Origin of the sequence: Sanguibacter massiliensis (assembly GCF_900240335.1) — a bacterium.
In the GTDB taxonomy this organism is placed as follows: domain Bacteria; phylum Actinomycetota; class Actinomycetes; order Actinomycetales; family Cellulomonadaceae; genus Flavimobilis; species Flavimobilis massiliensis.
The window spans coordinates 944,002-962,548 of the sequence record NZ_LT964979.1; the positions used below are offsets into that span (position 1 = coordinate 944,002).

At 67.6% G+C, this 18,547-nt stretch carries 12 protein-coding genes and 3 rRNA genes; 1 reads left to right on the forward strand and 14 read right to left on the reverse strand.

The features are described from left to right. Window positions 1-10: 10 nt before the first annotated feature. Complete coding sequence (locus C1729_RS04425; RefSeq protein WP_102508872.1) at window positions 11-1,042, reverse strand: HAD-IIA family hydrolase; 1,032 nt, start codon at window positions 1,040-1,042, stop codon at window positions 11-13. After that, window positions 1,039-1,953, reverse strand: a complete 915-nt coding sequence (locus tag C1729_RS04430; protein WP_129590662.1) for a tetratricopeptide repeat protein — start codon at window positions 1,951-1,953, stop codon at window positions 1,039-1,041. The genes C1729_RS04425 and C1729_RS04430 overlap by 4 nt, the downstream gene beginning before the upstream one ends. A 60-nt stretch (window positions 1,954-2,013) precedes the next feature. Between C1729_RS04430 and C1729_RS04435 the strand changes: the two genes are divergently transcribed. Beyond that, window positions 2,014-3,318 carry a hypothetical protein gene (locus C1729_RS04435; RefSeq protein ID WP_102508874.1) on the forward strand — a complete coding sequence of 435 codons (1,305 nt, stop codon included), beginning with the start codon at window positions 2,014-2,016 and terminating at the stop codon, window positions 3,316-3,318. Between the two features lie 24 nt (window positions 3,319-3,342). Here the strand turns inward: C1729_RS04435 and rrf are convergent. From rrf to argB, 12 genes are all read right to left on the reverse strand, one after another. Next, window positions 3,343-3,459: ribosomal RNA gene (rrf, locus tag C1729_RS04440) — 5S ribosomal RNA — on the reverse strand. Window positions 3,460-3,526: 67 nt separating this feature from the next. Further along, window positions 3,527-6,629 (reverse strand): 23S ribosomal RNA (locus tag C1729_RS04445). Window positions 6,630-7,053: 424 nt separating this feature from the next. Next, a 16S ribosomal RNA gene (locus C1729_RS04450) occupies window positions 7,054-8,574 on the reverse strand. Together the 16S, 23S and 5S rRNA genes form the textbook arrangement of a ribosomal RNA operon. A gap of 802 nt (window positions 8,575-9,376) precedes the next feature. Beyond that, window positions 9,377-10,639, reverse strand: a complete 1,263-nt coding sequence (gene tyrS / locus C1729_RS04455; protein WP_102508875.1) for a tyrosine--tRNA ligase — start codon at window positions 10,637-10,639, stop codon at window positions 9,377-9,379. Window positions 10,640-10,641: 2 nt separating this feature from the next. Continuing rightward, window positions 10,642-11,325: a DNA-3-methyladenine glycosylase gene (locus C1729_RS04460; protein ID WP_102510517.1), complete on the reverse strand. Its 684-nt coding sequence runs from the start codon at window positions 11,323-11,325 to the stop codon at window positions 10,642-10,644. A 131-nt stretch (window positions 11,326-11,456) separates the two neighbouring features. Then, entirely contained in the window at window positions 11,457-12,038 is a 582-nt protein-coding gene (locus C1729_RS04465) for a uridine kinase family protein (protein WP_102508876.1), read from the reverse strand. A gap of 81 nt (window positions 12,039-12,119) precedes the next feature. Continuing rightward, window positions 12,120-13,544: an argininosuccinate lyase gene (gene argH / locus C1729_RS04470; protein ID WP_102508877.1), complete on the reverse strand. Its 1,425-nt coding sequence runs from the start codon at window positions 13,542-13,544 to the stop codon at window positions 12,120-12,122. Window positions 13,545-13,546: 2 nt separating this feature from the next. After that, window positions 13,547-14,776 carry an argininosuccinate synthase gene (locus tag C1729_RS04475; RefSeq protein WP_102508878.1) on the reverse strand — a complete coding sequence of 410 codons (1,230 nt, stop codon included), beginning with the start codon at window positions 14,774-14,776 and terminating at the stop codon, window positions 13,547-13,549. Window positions 14,777-14,851: 75 nt separating this feature from the next. Then, complete coding sequence (locus C1729_RS04480) at window positions 14,852-15,382, reverse strand: arginine repressor (RefSeq protein ID WP_102508879.1); 531 nt, start codon at window positions 15,380-15,382, stop codon at window positions 14,852-14,854. Next, window positions 15,379-16,311 carry an ornithine carbamoyltransferase gene (gene argF, locus C1729_RS04485; RefSeq protein ID WP_102508880.1) on the reverse strand — a complete coding sequence of 311 codons (933 nt, stop codon included), beginning with the start codon at window positions 16,309-16,311 and terminating at the stop codon, window positions 15,379-15,381. The genes C1729_RS04480 and argF overlap by 4 nt, the downstream gene beginning before the upstream one ends. Then, window positions 16,308-17,579: an acetylornithine transaminase gene (locus C1729_RS04490; protein ID WP_102508881.1), complete on the reverse strand. Its 1,272-nt coding sequence runs from the start codon at window positions 17,577-17,579 to the stop codon at window positions 16,308-16,310. The genes argF and C1729_RS04490 overlap by 4 nt, the downstream gene beginning before the upstream one ends. Next, entirely contained in the window at window positions 17,576-18,484 is a 909-nt protein-coding gene (gene argB, locus C1729_RS04495; RefSeq protein ID WP_102508882.1) for an acetylglutamate kinase, read from the reverse strand. Before argB ends, C1729_RS04490 begins: the two co-directional genes overlap by 4 nt. Window positions 18,485-18,547: the final 63 nt, after the last annotated feature.

The following is an 18,547-nucleotide window of genomic DNA, read 5'->3' on the forward strand; positions in this document are numbered from 1 at the left end:
GGGGTGCCGTTCAGTGGCTGCCGACGGCAAGCTCCGGCACGGCGGCCGGGTCGAGCGGTGCGCCGGCGTCGGCCGATGCCCAGGCGGCGGCGCACGCAGCGCGCACGAGGTCGACGGGCTCGGCGTCCGCGTCTCCGTGGGCGTCGTCGAGCTCGAGCCGTCCGTCCGTCACGCGTGCGGCGATGCCACGGCTCGTCCACCAGCCGTCGCGCGCGACGGGCTCGGGGTGGGCGACGAGCAGCGCGCGCAGGTCCTCGCCGATGAGATGCGGTCGCAGGTGCGGCTCCGCAAGGATGTCGTCGCGCGCGGTGCTCACGCCCGTGAGGACGTGGAGCCCGACGTACCCGCCCGAGCGGGCCCCGGCGAGGTCCGTGTTGAGCCGGTCGCCGACGACGAGCGGGCGAGCTCCCCCGACACGCTCGACCGCGAGCTCGTACATGCGAGGCGACGGCTTGCCCGCGGAGTCGGGCTCGACGCCGGTCGCGGCGACGACGGCGCCGACGAGCGCCCCGTTGCCCGGCGCGTAGCCGCGCGCCGTCGGCAGCGAGAGGTCACGGTTCGACGCGACGAACCAGGCGCCCTGACCAACCGCGTACGCAGCCTCGGCGAGGTCCTTCCACGCGAGGTCCGGGGCAAAGCCCTGAACGACGGCGTCGGGCGCCTCATCGGCGGAGCCGACGATCGTCATGCCGACCTCGCGCACCGCGGTGCGCAGGCCTGCGCCCCCGACGACGAGAACCTTCGAGCCCCGCTCGAGCCGGGCCGCGAGGACCTGGGCCGCGGCCTGGGCCGCGGTCATGACCTCGTCGGGCGAGGTCGGGATGTCGAGGCCGGTGAGCTGGGCCGCGACGTCCTGGGGCTCGCGCGACGCGTTGTTCGTCACGAAGACAAGACGCATCCCGCGGTCGCGCGCACCGGTGAGGCTGGGTGCCGCGTGGTCGATCGGCAGCGGTCCCCGGTAGGCGACGCCGTCAAGGTCGACGAGTGCGAGGTCGAACGCCTCGGCGAGCGGGGCGGCAGATCCGATGAGTCCTGCGGTCACGCGCGCTCCTCCTCGGTCGCTGCCGTGTTGGCGTCTGCGTGAGCGTCAGCGTCAGCGTCAGCGTCAGCGTCAGCCGAAGCCGCATCGTCGAGGTCTCCGTCCTCGGCCGCGGGTGTGTCCGCAGACTCGTCGAGCGGGTCGCCGCCGGTCGCGTCGGACTCCTCGGCGCCGTTCGCGTCCTCATCGTCCTCCTCGTCCTCGTCGGGAACGAGGTCGTCGAGGTCGACGACGATGACGTCCTCGTCGATCTCGACCTCGCCGATCGCTGCGGCCAGCTCGGCGGGGGTGACGCCCGCGAGCACCGCTGCGGCTTCCTCGTCACGACCGACGGACTCGAGGATGTCGGCACGCGCCTGGAGGACACGCACCTGCTGAAGCCGGGGGACGCCGGTGAGGTCGATGTCGTCGAGGGTGACGAGAGCGGCCTCGGTCTCGCCGAGGTCCATGCGCGCGCCAGCGACGACGATCGACAGCTCCACGCGCGCTTCGATGTCGAGCGTCTCGACCTCGGGGGTCTGCGCGAGCGCGATCGCACGCTCAGGACGCCCGAGCCCGCGCTCGCAGTCCGCCATGACAGGAAGGTGCTCGGACGAACCGTTGAGACGACGCACGGTGCGCAGTTCGCGCAGGGCCTCGGCGTAGCGCTCGGTCCGGTATGCGGCGAGACCGGCGGTCTCGCGAACGATATCGACGCGTCCGCCGCGGGCGACCGCCGCGACGGCGTGCTGGTAGGCAAGCTCGGGGTCGACGTCGAACAGACGCGCGACCATGACGAGGTGACGGCCGACCGTCTCCGCGTTCTGCTTCGAGAGCGAACGCAGGTTCGCGCGCGCCTCGCGGTCGAGCTCGCCGATCGTCACGTCGTCGGGGATCTCGGGACCTGCGGGCACCGCACGACGGTCGTCACGCATCGTGTCACGCGGCGTGTCCCGACGCACGTCACGCCGGTCCGATGCGTCGCGTGCGGGGCCGTGGGTGCGATCGCCGCGGGCCGCGTCACCCTGGGTGCGCGCGCCCCGGAACCCGCTGTCGCGACGGTCCTCGCGGGGCCCGTGCGAGGGGCGGTCGCTGAAGCGCCGGTCGCCGCCGTCGCTGCGTCCACGGAATCCGCCCTCGCGGTTGCCCTGGGAGCCACCGCCACGGCGGTCGTCGCGCTGGCCGTAGGCCGGACGCTCACCGTAGCGCCGTTCCCCGCCGTCACGGCTGCCACGGAGTCCGCCGTCCCGGCCGGCCGGGGCGCTTCCCTCGTGGGAGCCACCGTCGCGCCCACCGCGGAAACCGCCGTCACGGCGCTCACCGTCCCGCTGGCCGTAGGCCGGTCGCTCGCCGTAGCGGCGCTCGCCGCCCTCACGACTCCCGCGGAAGCCACCGTCGCGGCGCTCGCCGTCGCGGCTACCCCGGAAGCTGCCGTCACGACGGTCGCCGTCCCGGCTATCGCGGGGTCCGTTCGGGCGGCTTCCCTGGAAGCCACCCGCACGCGAGCCCGCATCACGGAAACCACGGAAGCCACCGTCACGCGAGCTGCCGTCGCGGCGATCGTCACGCTGGCCGTAGGCGGGGCGGTCGCCGTAGCGGCGCTCCGCGCCGTCCCGGCTGCTGCGGAAGCCGCCGTCACGACGCTCGCCGTCCCGGCCATCGCGGGGTGCGCTCGGGCGGCTTCCCTGGAAACCACCCGCACGCGAGCCCGCATCACGGGAACCACGGAAACCACCGTCACGGGAACCACCGTCACGGGAACCACCGTCGCGGCGATCGTCACGCTGGCCGTAGGCGGGACGGTCGCCGTAGCGACGGTCGCCGCTCTCGCTGCGCCCGCGGAAACCACCCTCGCGGGAAGCGCCACCTCGGGTAGCACCGCCGCGGCTGTCGTCGCGCTGTCCGTACGAGGGCCGATCGCCGTAGCGACGCTCGCCGCCGTCACGACTCGCTCGGGCACCACCACCGTCACGGCGCTCACCACCGCGGGCTCCGGAGCGATCGACGCGACCTGCCTGCTCGCGGCCTCCGCGGTAGCTGCGGTCGTCGCGCTCGGGGCGTCGATCCTGACGGTCGCCGCCAGCCTGCTGATCGTTCACGTTGGTCGCTTCCTTCCACGATGTTGTTATCGATGCATTCTCTCATCAGGTGACCGCGCCTGGGTCGTCCCAGAGCAGTCACGCGCGTCACCACTCAGCGATGACGTACGCCGACCCGGCTCAACCGCAGCACGCGCGGACCCGTCAATCCGCCGTGCACCACCCGCGAGGGCCCAGAAACGCCGAAGGCCCACCCCTTAACGGGGTGGGCCTTCGCGAAAGAATGTCCGGCAGCGTCCTACTCTCCCACCCCGTCACCAGGGCAGTACCATCGGCGCTGTGAGGCTTAGCTTCCGGGTTCGGAATGGGACCGGGCGTTTCCCTCACGCTATGACTGCCGTAACTCTATAGGGTTATCAACACACCGGTGATGACCCGGGAACCGCACAGTGGACGCAAGCAAAACTATTGTATCAAGTCATCGGCTATTAGTACCGGTCAGCTCCACGAGTCTTTCGTCCTCGCTTCCACATCCGGCCTATCCACCCAGTGGTCTACTGGGAGCCTCACACCCTCAAGGGGCAAGGAAATCTCATCTTGAAGCAGGCTTCCCGCTTAGATGCTTTCAGCGGTTATCCCTTCCCAACGTAGCCAACCAGCCGTGCTCCTGGCGGAACAACTGGCACACCAGAGGTTAGTCCGTCCCGGTCCTCTCGTACTAGGGACAGGTCTTCTCAAATTTCCAACGCGCGCAGCGGATAGGGACCGAACTGTCTCACGACGTTCTAAACCCAGCTCGCGTACCGCTTTAATGGGCGAACAGCCCAACCCTTGGGACCTACTCCAGCCCCAGGATGCGACGAGCCGACATCGAGGTGCCAAACCATGCCGTCGATATGGACTCTTGGGCAAGATCAGCCTGTTATCCCCGGGGTACCTTTTATCCGTTGAGCGACGGCGCTTCCACAAGCCACCGCCGGATCACTAGTTCCGACTTTCGTCCCTGCTCGACCTGTCAGTCTCACAGTCAAGCTCCCTTGTGCACTTGCACTCGACACCTGATTGCCAACCAGGCTGAGGGAACCTTTGAGCGCCTCCGTTACATTTTAGGAGGCAACCGCCCCAGTTAAACTACCCACCAGGCACTGTCCCTGATCCGGATCACGGACCGAGGTTAGGTATCCAGAGCGACCAGAGTGGTATTTCAACGATGACTCCACCGACACTGGCGTGCCGGCTTCACAGTCTCCCACCTATCCTACACAAGCCGCACCGAACACCAATACCAAGCTATAGTAAAGGTCCCGGGGTCTTTCCGTCCTGCTGCGCGTAACGAGCATCTTTACTCGTACTGCAATTTCGCCGAGTTCGCGGTTGAGACAGCGGGGAAGTCGTTACGCCATTCGTGCAGGTCGGAACTTACCCGACAAGGAATTTCGCTACCTTAGGATGGTTATAGTTACCACCGCCGTTTACTGGGGCTTAAATTCTCAGCTTCGCTCCGAAGAGCTAACCGGTCCTCTTAACCTTCCAGCACCGGGCAGGCGTCAGTCCGTATACATCGTCTTGCGACTTCGCACGGACCTGTGTTTTTAGTAAACAGTCGCTTCCCCCTGGTCTCTGCGGCCCTCAAACGCTCCCCTGGCAAGCAGGTTCACGCCTCAGGCCCCCCTTCTCCCGAAGTTACGGGGGCATTTTGCCGAGTTCCTTAACCACGATTCTCTCGTCGCCTTAGTATTCTCTACCTGACCACCTGAGTCGGTTTAGGGTACGGGCGGCTTGAGCCTCGCGCCGAGGTTTTTCTAGGCAGCATAGGATCATCGACTTCCCTTAACGGTCCCCGTCAGCTCTCAGGCACATGAACGGCGGATTTGCCTACCGTTCGCCCTACAGCCTTGGACACGGTCTACCATCGCCGTGCTTCGACTACCTTCCTGCGTCACCCCTCGCGCTGACCTACTACCGGATTGGTTCACGGCCTCACCGGAGCACCGGTCCCCCGAAGGGAACATGGTGCCGGCTCGGGCGCTTAACATCACCGGATTCGATCTTGGCGGCTCTTCGCCGGTACGGGAATATCAACCCGTTGTCCATCGACTACGCCTGTCGGCCTCGCCTTAGGTCCCGACTAACCCAGGGAGGATGAACCTGGCCCTGGAACCCTTGGTCATTCGGCGGACGGGATTCTCACCCGTCATTCGCTACTCATGCCTGCATTCTCACTCGTGTAGGCTCCACCGCTGGGTTCCCCCGCGGCTTCAACGCCCACACGACGCTCCCCTACCCATCCACACGCCTGGACCACGAAGGCCTAGCAAATGTGTGAATGCCACAGCTTCGGCGGTGTACTTGAGCCCCGCTACATTGTCGGCGCGGAATCACTTGACCAGTGAGCTATTACGCACTCTTTCAAGGGTGGCTGCTTCTAAGCCAACCTCCTGGTTGTCTGTGCAACTCCACATCCTTTCCCACTTAGCACACGCTTAGGGGCCTTAGCTGGTGGTCTGGGCTGTTTCCCTCTCGACTACGGAGCTTATCCCCCGCAGTCTCACTGCCACGCTCTGGCTTGCCGGCATTCGGAGTTTGGCTGACGTCAGTAACCTGGTGAGGCCCATCGGCCATCCAGTAGCTCTACCTCCGGCAAGGAACGCGTGACGCTGCACCTAAATGCATTTCGGGGAGAACCAGCTATCACGGAGTTTGATTGGCCTTTCACCCCTACCCACAGCTCATCCCCCCAGTTTTCAACCTAGGTGGGTTCGGTCCTCCACGCGGTCTTACCCGCGCTTCAACCTGGCCATGGGTAGATCACTCCGCTTCGGGTCTAGACCCAGCGACTATGGTCGCCCTCTTCGGACTCGCTTTCGCTACGGCTTCCCCACACGGGTTAACCTCGCCACTGAGCACTAACTCGCAGGCTCATTCTTCAAAAGGCACGCGGTCACCCCTGCTAAGGAGGCTCCCACGGTTTGTAAGCACACGGTTTCAGGTACTATTTCACTCCCCTCCCGGGGTACTTTTCACCTTTCCCTCACGGTACTGGTCCGCTATCGGTCACTAGGTAGTATTTAGGCTTATCGAGTGGTCTCGACGGATTCACACGGGATTTCTCGGGCCCCGTGCTACTTGGGAACACCCTTGGGAGGCCACGCCATTTCGTCTACGGGGGTTTCACCCTCTGTGCCGGACCTTCCCAGATCCTTCGACTATGACGTGACTTTCTGACTCCCTGGACCAGCGGCAGCTGATCCCAAAGGGTCCCACAACCCCGTACGCGCAACGCCTGCCGGCTTTGACACACGCACGGTTTGGCCTCATCCGCTTTCGCTCGCCACTACTCACGGAATATCTCTTCCTGCCGGTACTGAGATGTTTCACTTCCCGGCGTTCCCTCCGCTCACCCTATATATTCAGGTGAGGGTACCTGGACATGACTCCAGGTGGGTTTCCCCATTCGGACATCCTCGGATCACGGTTCGTTTGCCAACTCCCCGAGGCTTATCGCAGGCTACGACGTCCTTCATCGGCTCCTAGTGCCAAGGCATCCACCATGTGCTCTTAGAAACTTGAACAACAGCTATTTGCAGATACCAAAGATATAAGAATCTTTGAAACTTCAAAGATGCTCGCGTCCACTGTGCAGTTCTCAAGCAACCACCGGCCCCGCGCGTTGTGCCAGGCGCCTGACCCGAGCCCGCAAAGCAGCTCAAGGTCGGTTCGCCGGCCGGCGCGGTCCGAAGAGGCAGGTCCACACACCCCGTGGGGCGTGGGCCTGTTCCCTCAGGACCCAACAGCGTGCTTGATCCTCCCCACCGACGCCGAGGTTCGCGGTCCTTCCCCAGCCGAAGCTAGAGCGTACTGGCGAGCCCGACCGCGAGATGCGGGGAGGCAAGAGTCAATGTTCCACCCATGAGCGTCCACCCCCGACGCGTACGGCCGAGGCGTGGCACTGACCCGAACACCAACCGTGAGGCTGGGCGGGTTGTGGCTCCTTAGAAAGGAGGTGATCCAGCCGCACCTTCCGGTACGGCTACCTTGTTACGACTTAGTCCCAATCGCCAATCCCACCTTCGACGGCTCCCTCCCAAGGGTTGGGCCACCGGCTTCGGGTGTTACCGACTTTCGTGACTTGACGGGCGGTGTGTACAAGGCCCGGGAACGTATTCACCGCAGCGTTGCTGATCTGCGATTACTAGCGACTCCGACTTCATGGGGTCGAGTTGCAGACCCCAATCCGAACTGAGACCGGCTTTTTGGGATTCGCTCCACCTCGCGGTTTCGCAGCCCTCTGTACCGGCCATTGTAGCATGCGTGAAGCCCAAGACATAAGGGGCATGATGATTTGACGTCATCCCCACCTTCCTCCGAGTTGACCCCGGCAGTCTCCTATGAGTCCCCACCATAACGTGCTGGCAACATAGGACGAGGGTTGCGCTCGTTGCGGGACTTAACCCAACATCTCACGACACGAGCTGACGACAACCATGCACCACCTGTACACCAGTCCGAAGACGCACACATCTCTGCATGATTCCGGTGTATGTCAAGCCTTGGTAAGGTTCTTCGCGTTGCATCGAATTAATCCGCATGCTCCGCCGCTTGTGCGGGCCCCCGTCAATTCCTTTGAGTTTTAGCCTTGCGGCCGTACTCCCCAGGCGGGGCACTTAATGCGTTTGCTGCGGCACGGAACTCGTGGAATGAGCCCCACACCTAGTGCCCAACGTTTACGGCATGGACTACCAGGGTATCTAATCCTGTTCGCTACCCATGCTTTCGCTCCTCAGCGTCAGTTGCGGCCCAGTGACCTGCCTTCGCCATCGGTGTTCCTCCTGATATCTGCGCATTCCACCGCTACACCAGGAATTCCAGTCACCCCTACCGCACTCTAGTCTGCCCGTACCCGATGCAAGCCCAAGGTTGAGCCTTGGGTTTTCACACCAGACGCGACAAACCGCCTACGAGCTCTTTACGCCCAATAATTCCGGACAACGCTTGCGCCCTACGTATTACCGCGGCTGCTGGCACGTAGTTAGCCGGCGCTTCTTCTGCAGGTACCGTCACTTTCGCTTCTTCCCTGCTGAAAGAGGTTTACAACCCGAAGGCCTTCATCCCTCACGCGGCGTCGCTGCATCAGGCTTTCGCCCATTGTGCAATATTCCCCACTGCTGCCTCCCGTAGGAGTCTGGGCCGTATCTCAGTCCCAGTGTGGCCGGTCGCCCTCTCAGGCCGGCTACCCGTCGTCGCCTTGGTGAGCCGTTACCTCACCAACAAGCTGATAGGCCGCGAGTCCATCCCCCACCGATAAATCTTTCCAGACCCGACCATGCAGTCAGGTCTCATATCCGGTATTAGCCACGATTTCCCGAGGTTATCCCGAAGTGAGGGGCAGGTTACTCACGTGTTACTCACCCGTTCGCCACTGATCAGGCAGAGCAAGCTCTGCCGTCACCGTTCGACTTGCATGTGTTAAGCACGCCGCCAGCGTTCGTCCTGAGCCAGGATCAAACTCTCCGTAAATGTGTATCGCCAGCCCCGAAGGACTAACAACCATACGAAGCGGACCCGAAGGTCCAATTAAACTGGCAATGACCGACAATCGTCGATCCATTCCAAAGGAATCTCCACGATCAGGCACCGAACCACCATGTAGCGGCCGGCATCCCTCTCGCACGAGAGTTATTTGGCATTGACTATCAAGCACACTGTTGAGTTCTCAAGGAACAGACGCGCGTCCTCGCTCNTCCATTCCAAAGGAATCTCCACGATCAGGCACCGAACCACCATGTAGCGGCCGGCATCCCTCTCGCACGAGAGTTATTTGGCATTGACTATCAAGCACACTGTTGAGTTCTCAAGGAACAGACGCGCGTCCTCGCTCTTCCCTTGCGGGTCCTGCTCGGAGGCAACCGTTCAAACTTATCCGACCTCTTCCCGCTGTGCAAATCCGCGGGATTCCGTGGATTCCTGCGCAACTGCCGAGAATCGATCGCCCTCTCAGAGGGGACGACGATGTCGTCCGATCTTCGTAGGGGGTTGTCGCCTCCGGGGAGCGTCCGCTGGCTTGACGCCTGCGTGTCGCATCCACCCTCGCGGGCTGACTCGGAATACTCTAGGCGAGTGCGTGCCGCGATGGCAAACCCGCAGGGTGTGACCGCGGACACGTGGTCACCGTCCGCGGGATCCCGCGATTCATCGACTCCGACCGAGGCAGCGGAGCACCACTGAACCCAAGCGGGCACACCGGTGTTCGGCCCGGACGCCGCAGGCCGGTGCCCTCCCCGTCGGGGAGGGCACCGGCCTGCGGCGATTGTCAGGGTGATCAGTGAGCGAGCTCTGCGACGACGAGCGTCTTCTTGCCTCGGCGCAGCAGCACGAAACGACCCGCAAGGACGTCATCCGCCGAGAGCAGCGCCTCGTCGGACGTGACCTTGACGTTGTTGACGTACACGCCACCCTCCGCGACAGCGCGACGCGCGTCCGACTTCCCGCGGAACACGTCCGTCGCCGCCAGCACGTCGACCACCGCATCGCCGACGCGGGCCGCGACGGACGGGAGGCCCGAAACCGCCGCCGCCACAGTCGCGTCGTCGAGCTCCGCGAGATCGCCACGACCGAACAGCGCCTGGGACGCCGCGATCGCCTGCTGCGCCGCACGCTCGCCGTGGACGAGCGTCGTCACGTCGAGCGCGAGCGCCCGCTGCGCCTCACGCGCAGCCGGACGCTCCGCGACTGCCGCCTCGAGCTCCGCGATCTGCTCGCGCGTACGGAACGTGAACGTCCGCAGCCAGCCGACGACGTCTTCGTCGGCCGCGTTGAGCCAGAACTGGTAGAACGCGTACGGGGTCATCATGTCCGGGGCGAGCCACACGGCGCCGCCCTCCGACTTGCCGAACTTCGTGCCGTCCGCCTTCGTGATAAGCGGAGTCGTGAGCGCGTGCAGCGCGAGACCGTCCGACTTGCGCGCAAGCTCGACGCCCGAGAGCAGGTTGCCCCACTGGTCGTTGCCGCCAGTCTGGAGCGTCACCCCATGACGGCGGTGCAGCTCGAGGAAGTCCATGCCCTGGAGGATCTGGTAGCTGAACTCCGTGAACGAGATGCCCTCGTCCGACGCGAGCCGGCGCGCGACCGTGTCCTTCGCAAGCATCGTGCCGAGGCGGTAATGCTTGCCGACGTCCCGGAGGAAGTCGAGCGCCGAGAGCCCGCCGTGCCAGTCGAGGTTGTTGACCATGAGCGCCGCGTTGTCACCCTCGAAGGAGAGGAAGCGCTCGATCTGCGCGCGAAGACGCTCGACCCACTCGGCCACCGTCGCGCGGTCGTTGAGGACACGCTCCCCCGACATCCGCGGGTCACCGATGAGACCTGTCGCCCCACCGACGAGCGCGATGGGACGGTGCCCCGCAAGCTGGAGGTGACGCAGGAGGACGAGCTGGACGAGGTGCCCGTGGTGGAGGCTCGGCGCCGTCGGGTCGAAGCCGCAGTAATACGTGATCGGGCCGTCCTCGAGAGCCTTGCGCAAGGCATCAATGTCCGTGGTCTGGGCGATGAGCCCCCGCCACCGGAGCTCGTCAAGAACGTCGGTCACGTCTACTCCTCAGGTTCGTGTGCGCAGTCCGGCGCACCCGCCAATTGTGCCCCACCCGCACGACGCCGAGGCGCCGCCCGCCTGTACGCGGACACCGTCGGCTCACCGTCGAGCCAGAAGCGCCACGGGAAGAGACGGCCGTCACCACCCTCCCCCGACACCCCGACGCGCGGTCCGGAACGAACCGCGGACGACGGCGCGGGTGTCGCCGGCACCCGCAACGTCACGCGGCCGGCCGGGTCGAGCACGTCGGCACCGTCGGCCTCCGGACCGAGACCGAGCGCGACCGTGAGTCGCGCAGGTCCCCGTGCGAGATCGACGTCCGTACGCACCATGCCGCGCCCGCTGCGGCGCCGCCACGCAAGATCACGTCCCTCGACGATCTCGCCCGCGCGCAGCAGCACGGCCGCCGCCTCACCGTCGGGACCGCACACGACGTTGACGCACGTGTGGATCCCGAGGTGCCGGTACGCATAGAGGTGCCCCGGCGGGCCGAACATCACGGCGTTGCGTCGCGACAGACCGCGGAACGCGTGCGACCCCGGGTCCTCAACGCCTTGGTACGCCTCGACTTCGGTGATCCGCACGACGACGACACCCTCGGGCGACGCCGCTGCGAGGTGCGCGCCGAGCAGCAGGGGCACAGCGTCGAGCGCCCGGCACGCGAGCAGCGCGCGGTCCGGCACCACGAGTCCCGTCGGGTTCGGAGTGCCGAGCTCCGCCCGGCCCGGCACGTCGGCACCACGAGCACGCGACGCGACCGCTCGTGCGTCGTCCGATGCCCCACCCGCACCGGGTCCCGGGCCCGTCCGCGCGCTCACGCCGGTTCCGGACCCAGGACGACGTTGCCCTCGCCGTCGAGCACGACGTCCGCGCGCTCGCGCGTCCCGTTGGCCCGGTGGTGCTCCGCCTCGGCGACCATCCACCGGCGCAACTCCCCCTCGAGCGCCGCACCGTCACGCGCGATCCCCCGGGCGAGCCGCACGTCCTCGGGCGCCTCGACCCACACGACGAAGGGTACGAACGGCTCCGTGAGCAGGCTCGCCGCACCGACGCCCTCGACGACGAGGAAGTCCGCGAGCGGCACCGTGTGCCGCTCGACGTACCGGCCGAGACCCCAGTCGTACCGCCGGTACCGGCCCGGTGTCCCCGCCGCGAGCGGCGCGAGCACCCACTCGAGGAGCCGCTCCGTCCCCTGCTCAAGCCCCGACCACCCCTCGTAGAGGTCGTCCATGTGGATGATCTGCGCGCCGAGGAGCGGTGCGAGCGCTGCAGCGAGCGTCGTCTTGCCCGAGCCCGCAGGACCGTCGACGCACACGAGACGCATCGCCGCGAGGCCCGCGGGCGCAGCCTCGATCGCGGCGGCCAGACGGGTGACGACGTCGTGCGGGACAGGCATGGCTCCTCCTCAGGCTCCGGATGCGACGAGGGCGGGCCGGAGAATCGGCCCGCCCTCGTCGGCGACGTTGGTGCGGAGACCTCAGGCCCCCACGAACGCGCGGAGCCCGGACGCCCGCGCACGCGCCGCCTCGAGCTGCTCAGCCACGCGCACCGGGGCGGTCCCGCCCACGGCATCGCGGGACGCAAGCGACCCTTCGACACTGAGAACGCTACGCACATCGGGCGTCAGGTGCGAGGAGATTCCCGCAAGATCCTCGTCCGTGAGATCCCACAGCTCGATCCCGCGGTCCTCGCACACCTTGACGCACGCGCCCGCAACCTCGTGCGCGACCCGGAACGGCACGCCCTCGCGCACGAGCCACTCAGCGACGTCCGTCGCGAGCGAGAAGCCCTGCGGCGCGAGCGACGCCATGCGCTCCGTGTCGAAGGTCATCGTCGCGACCATGCCACTGAACGCCGGCAGCAGGACCTCGAGCGTGTCGACCTGGTCGAACACCGGCTCCTTGTCCTCCTGAAGGTCACGGTTGTACGCGAGCGGCAGCCCCTTGAGCGTCGCGAGCAGGCCCGTGAGGTCACCGATGAGCCGCCCCGCCTTGCCGCGCGCCAGCTCCGCGACATCAGGGTTCTTCTTCTGCGGCATGATGCTCGAGCCCGTCGAGAACGCATCGTCGAGGCGCACGAAGCCGAACTCCTTCGTGTTCCAGAGGATGACCTCCTCCGCAAGACGCGAGAGATCAACACCCACCATCGCCGCGACGAACGCGAACTCCGCCATGACGTCGCGCGACGCCGTGCCGTCGATCGAGTTCTCGACCGGACCGTCGAAGCCGAGCTCGGCCGCGACCGCGGCCGGGTCGAGCCCGAGCGACGATCCCGCGAGGGCGCCCGAGCCGTACGGCGACCGGGCCGCTCGCGCGTCCCAGTCGACGAACCGCTCGACGTCGCGCAGCAGCGGCCACGCGTGCGCGAGCAGGTGGTGCGCGAGCAGCACCGGCTGCGCGTGCTGGAGGTGCGTCCGACCCGGCATCGCGGCCCCTGGGTGCGCGTCCGCCTGCGCGACGAGCGCGTCGACGACGTCGAGCACGAGCCCGACGATGACGCGCGCCTCGTCGCGCAGGTACATGCGCGTGAGCGTCGCGATCTGATCGTTGCGCGACCTGCCCGCCCGCAGCTTGCCGCCGACGTCCGCGCCCGCACGCTCGATGAGTCCACGCTCGAGAGCCGTGTGCACGTCCTCGTCGTCAGCGGCCGCGACGAAGGCACCCGACGCGACGTCCGCCGCAAGACGGTCGAGACCGTCGAGCATCGTCGACAGCTCGGTGTCATCGAGCAGACCCGCCGCATGGAGCACGCGAGCGTGCGCCTGCGAGCCCGCAATGTCCTGACCCGCGAGCCGCCAGTCGAAGTGCGTCGACTTCGACAACGCGGCGAGCGCCTGGCTCGGACCACCGGCGAAACGGCCGCCCCACAGGCTCACCCGGGCGCCCTCGTCATGCGCAGCCATCGTCAGAGCGTCCCCGTGCCGAAGTCCACGCCGTTGCCGAACTTCACGTCGCGGGCCGCCGCGAGCTTCGCGGTGAGACCGAAGATCTCGAGGAAGCCCTTCGCCTGCGACTGGTCGAACGAGTCGCCCTCGTCGTACGTCGCGAGGTTGAAGTCGTAGAGGCTCGTCTCGGCGCGACGGCCCGTCACCGTCGCCCGACCGCCGTGAAGCGTCATCCGGATCTCGCCCGAGACGTAACGCTGCGTGTCGTCGATGAAGACGTCGAGCGACTTCTTGAGCGGCGAGAACCACATACCGTCGTACACGAGCTCGCTCCAGCGCTGCTCGACGCCCCGCTTGAAGCGTGCCTGCTCGCGCTCGATCGTCACGTTCTCGAGCTCCTGGTGCGCGGTGATGAGCGCCATCGCACCCGGCGCCTCGTAGATCTCGCGCGACTTGATGCCGACGAGACGGTCCTCGACGATGTCGATACGACCGACGCCCTGGGCGCCCGCCCGACGGTTCATCTCCTGGATCGCCTGGAGCGGCGTCACCGCGACACCGTCGATCGCGACCGGGACACCCTGCTCGAAGGTGATGACGACCTCGTCTGCGACCGGCGGGAACGTCGGGTCGTCCGTGTACGAGTAGACGTCCTTCGTCGGGCCGTTCCAGATGTCCTCGAGGAAGCCCGTCTCGATGGCGCGGCCCCAGACGTTCTGGTCGATCGAGAACGGGTTGTGCTTCGTCGTCGCGATCGGGAGCGAGTGCTTCTCCGCGTACGCGATGGCCTTCTCACGCGTGAGCGCGAGGTCGCGCACCGGCGCGATCGTCTTGAGGTCCGGGGCGAGCGACGTCGTCGCGACCTCGAAGCGCACCTGGTCGTTGCCCTTGCCCGTGCAGCCGTGCGCGACCGTCGTCGCGCCGAACTGTCGCGCCGCACGCACGAGGTGCTTGACGATCGTCGGGCGCGAGAGCGCCGAGACGAGCGGGTAGCGGTCCATGTAGAGCGCGTTGGCACGCAGGGCAGGCATGCAGTACTCCGCCGCGAACTCCTCGCGCGCGTCGGCGACATAGGCCTCGACGGCGCCGCAGTCGAGGGCGCGCTGGCGGATGACCTCGAGGTCCTCGCCGCCCTGACCGAGGTCGACGGCGACGGCGATGACCTCTGCGCCCGTTGCCTCCCCGATCCAGCCGATGGCGACAGAGGTGTCCAGGCCGCCGGAATAGGCGAGCACGACGCGATCAGTCATGACGATTCTCTTTCTCGAATGCTGTGGTTGACGTGAAGTGTGACAGGGATCTGAGGGTGCGGATGACCGCGTCCGTCAGCCGCCCTCGGCGAGCTGCAGGAGGCGCGCCGCGATGGCCGCGCCGCCCTCCTCGCCCTCACGGGCGATGACGAGCACCGTGTCGTCGCCCGCGATCGTGCCGAGGACGCCGGGCAGGACCGAGTGGTCGAGCGCCGAGGCGAGGTAGTGCGCTGCACCCGGGGGGGTACGCAGGACGACGAGGTTGCCCGACGTCTCCGCCGAGACGAGCAGCTCCTCGCACAGCCTGGCGAGGCGCGCGACGAGCGACTCGGCGTCCGCCGAGGCCTGGAGGCTCTGGTCGCCTCCCTCCCCCGGCACCGCGTACACCGAGACGCCGTCCGCGGTGCGGACCTTCTGCGCCCGCAGCTCGATGAGGTCGCGCGACAGCGTCGCCTGCGTCACCTGGAGACCGTCGGCCGCGAGCCGTCCCGCGAGCTCCGTCTGGGAGTGGATCTGCTCGGAGACGAGGAGCGCGCGGATGCGCGCGTGCCTCGCCGCCTTCGTCGAGGGCGTCCCCGTGGCCCCGCGGTCGTCGGTCGTCGTCATGCGTGCTCCAGGACCCACGTGAGGAGCGCCTTCTGCGCGTGGAGGCGGTTCTCCGCCTCGTCCCACACGACTGACTGCGGCCCGTCGAGGACGTCCGCCGAGATCTCCTTGCCGCGGTACGCCGGCAGGCAGTGGAGGACGATTGCGTCGGGCTGCGCGTGTGCGAGCAGCGTCGCGTCGAGCGCGAACGGCACGAACGGCGCCTCACGCTCCGACTGCTGGTCCTCCTGCCCCATCGACACCCACGTGTCCGTCGCGACGGCGTCCGCGCCCGCGACCGCGACGACAGGGTCGCTCGTCACGAGCACCGAGCCTCCAGTCGACGCCGCGATGCGCGTCGCGTCGGCGACGACGCCCGCGTCCGGCAGGAAGCCCTCGGGCGTGCCGATGCGGACGTGCATGCCCGCGGTCGCGCCGCCGAGCAGGTAGGAGTGCGCCATGTTGTTCGCGCCGTCACCCACGTACGCGAGCGTCTGACCCGCGAGGGCATCGACGCCGCCGCGGTGCTGTGCGACCGTCATGAGGTCCGCGAGGATCTGGCACGGGTGGAACTCGTCGGTGAGCGCGTTGACGACGGGGACGCCCGCGTGCGCTGCCATCTCCTCGACCCGCTCCTGACCGAACGTGCGCCACACGATCGCCGCAGCCTGGCGGCCGAGCACGCGCGCCGTGTCCGCAACTGGCTCCCCGCGGCCGAGCTGCGAGCCCGCCGCGTCGATGACGAGCGGGTAGCCACCAAGCTCCGCGACACCCACCGAGAACGACACGCGCGTGCGCGTCGACGGCTTGTCGAAGATCACCGCGACGGCGCGCGGACCCTTGAGCGGCGTCCGCAGGAAGCGGTCGGCGTGGAACTCGAGCGCAAGCTCGAGCACCTCGCGCTGCTCGGCGGGGGTGAGGTCGTCGTCGCGGAGGAAGTGCCGGGTCATGCGAGCTCCTCGGAGGTCGGTACGGTGCAGGAGGCGAGGAAGCCGACGAAGTCGTCGACCTGGTCGCGCGTGAGGATGAGCGGCGGCGCGAGGCGCAGAGCGTCGGGCGCGACCGCGTTGACGACGAAGCCCGCCTCGAGCGCGGCCGCCGCGACCTGCGGCGCCACGGGCGCCGCGAGCTCGACCGCGACGAGGAGGCCCACGCCGCGGGCCCCGACGACGAGCGGGTTGCCGCACGCCGAGACCTGCGCGCGCAGATATTCCCCCGTGGCCCGGACGTGCGCGAGCAGCCCGTCACGCTCGATGACGCCGATCGTCGCGAGCGCAGCTGCCGCGGCGACCGGGTTGCCCCCGAACGTCGTGCCGTGCTGGCCCCTGCCGAGGAGCGTCGCCGCCCGCTCGCCGAACGCCACGACTGCGCCGATCGGGAAGCCGCCGCCGAGACCCTTGGCGAGCGTCACGACGTCGGGGACGATCCCCTCCCCGATCTCCGGGTCCTGGAACGCGAACCACCGGCCCACGCGACCCGCACCCGTCTGCACCTCGTCGAGGACGAGGAGCGCGCCGTACGCCGCCGTGAGCTCGCGGGCCCGCGCAAGGTAGCCAGCAGGATGCCGCCGCACGCCGGCCTCGCCCTGGACGGGCTCGAGCACGAGCGCGCTTACGAGGTCACCGTCGGTCGCGAACGCGGCCTCGAGCGCCGCGACGTCACCGAAGGGCAGGAACTCGACCCCGCCCGGGAGCGGCTCGAACGGCTCGCGGTACTGCGGCTTGCTCGTGAGCGACAGTGCGCCCATCGTGCGCCCGTGGAACGCCCCCTCGAGGGCGAGCACGCGCGGCCGCGCCGAGCCGTCAGGACGACGGTTGCGACGCGACATCTTCAACGCCGCCTCGTTGGCCTCCGTGCCCGAGTTCGCGAAGAACACGCGCGATCCCTCCTGGGCGCCCGCGAGGTTGAGCAGCCGCTCGGCGAGCGCGACCTGGACGGGCGTCGCGAAGAAGTTCGAGACGTGACCGAGCGTCCCGAGCTGTGCGCTCACCGCCGCGGTGAGCGTCGGGTGCCCGTGACCGAGCGCGTTGACCGCGATGCCCGCGAGCAGGTCGAGATAACGGCGACCGTCGGCGTCCCACACGTACGCGCCCTCGCCGCGCACGAGCACGCGCTGCGGCGGGCCGAACGTGTCCATCACAGCGCCCGAGTACCGGCGCGTCCACGCGTCTCCGTCCGCCGCAGGAAGGTTCGTCGTCGTCGAGCTGAGGTCGCTCATGCGACCACCTCCGAGGGGTCGAGCTTGACGAGGGTTCCGTTGCCCGCGTCCGTGAACGTCTCGAGGAGCACCGAGTGCGCGACGCGCCCGTCGATGACCGTCGCGCGCGACACCCCGCCCTCGACCGCACGCAGGCATGCTTCCATCTTCGGGATCATGCCGCTCGCGAGCGACGGCAGGAGCTCCCGCAGCTCGGTCGACGTGATCTCGGCGACGAGCGAGTCGCGGTCCGGCCACGACGTGTAGAGACCCTCGACGTCCGTGAGGACGATGAGCTTGCGCGCACCGAGCGCGACCGCGAGGGCCGCCGCAGCCGTGTCAGCGTTGATGTTGAGGACCTGCGTCGGGTCCGTGACGTCGGGAGCGATCGTCGAGACGACGGGGATCCGCCCCGCGTCGAGCAGGTCCTGGACCGCCTGCGGGTTGACCGCGACGACGTCACCGACGAGGCCGACGTCGACCTGGTCGCCCTCGACCGTCGCCGTGCGACGCGCCGCCTGCAGTAGCGCGCCGTCCTCGCCCGAGAGCCCGACCGCGTACGGGCCGTGCGCGTTGATGAGGCCGACGAGCTCGCGGGAGACCTGACCCGTGAGCACCATGCGGACGACGTCCATGGCCTCGGGCGTCGTCACGCGCAGCCCGCCACGGAACTCCGACTCGATGCCGAGCCGGCCGAGCATCGCGGAGATCTGCGGGCCGCCGCCATGGACGACGACGGGGCGCAGGCCCACCTGACGCAGGAAGACCATGTCCTCGGCGAACGCCGCCTTGAGGGCGTCGTCGACCATCGCGTTGCCGCCGTACTTGACGACGACGAGCGCGCCGTCGAGGTCGCGCAGCCAGGGCAGCGCCTCGACGAGCACCTCGGCGCGCTGAGCGGGCGTGAGGTCGAGCGGTGCGGTCACGGGAGGGGCTCCTCGGTGTGGTCGGGCAGGTCGGGGGGCGCGAGCGGGCGCGTTCGGCGGCAG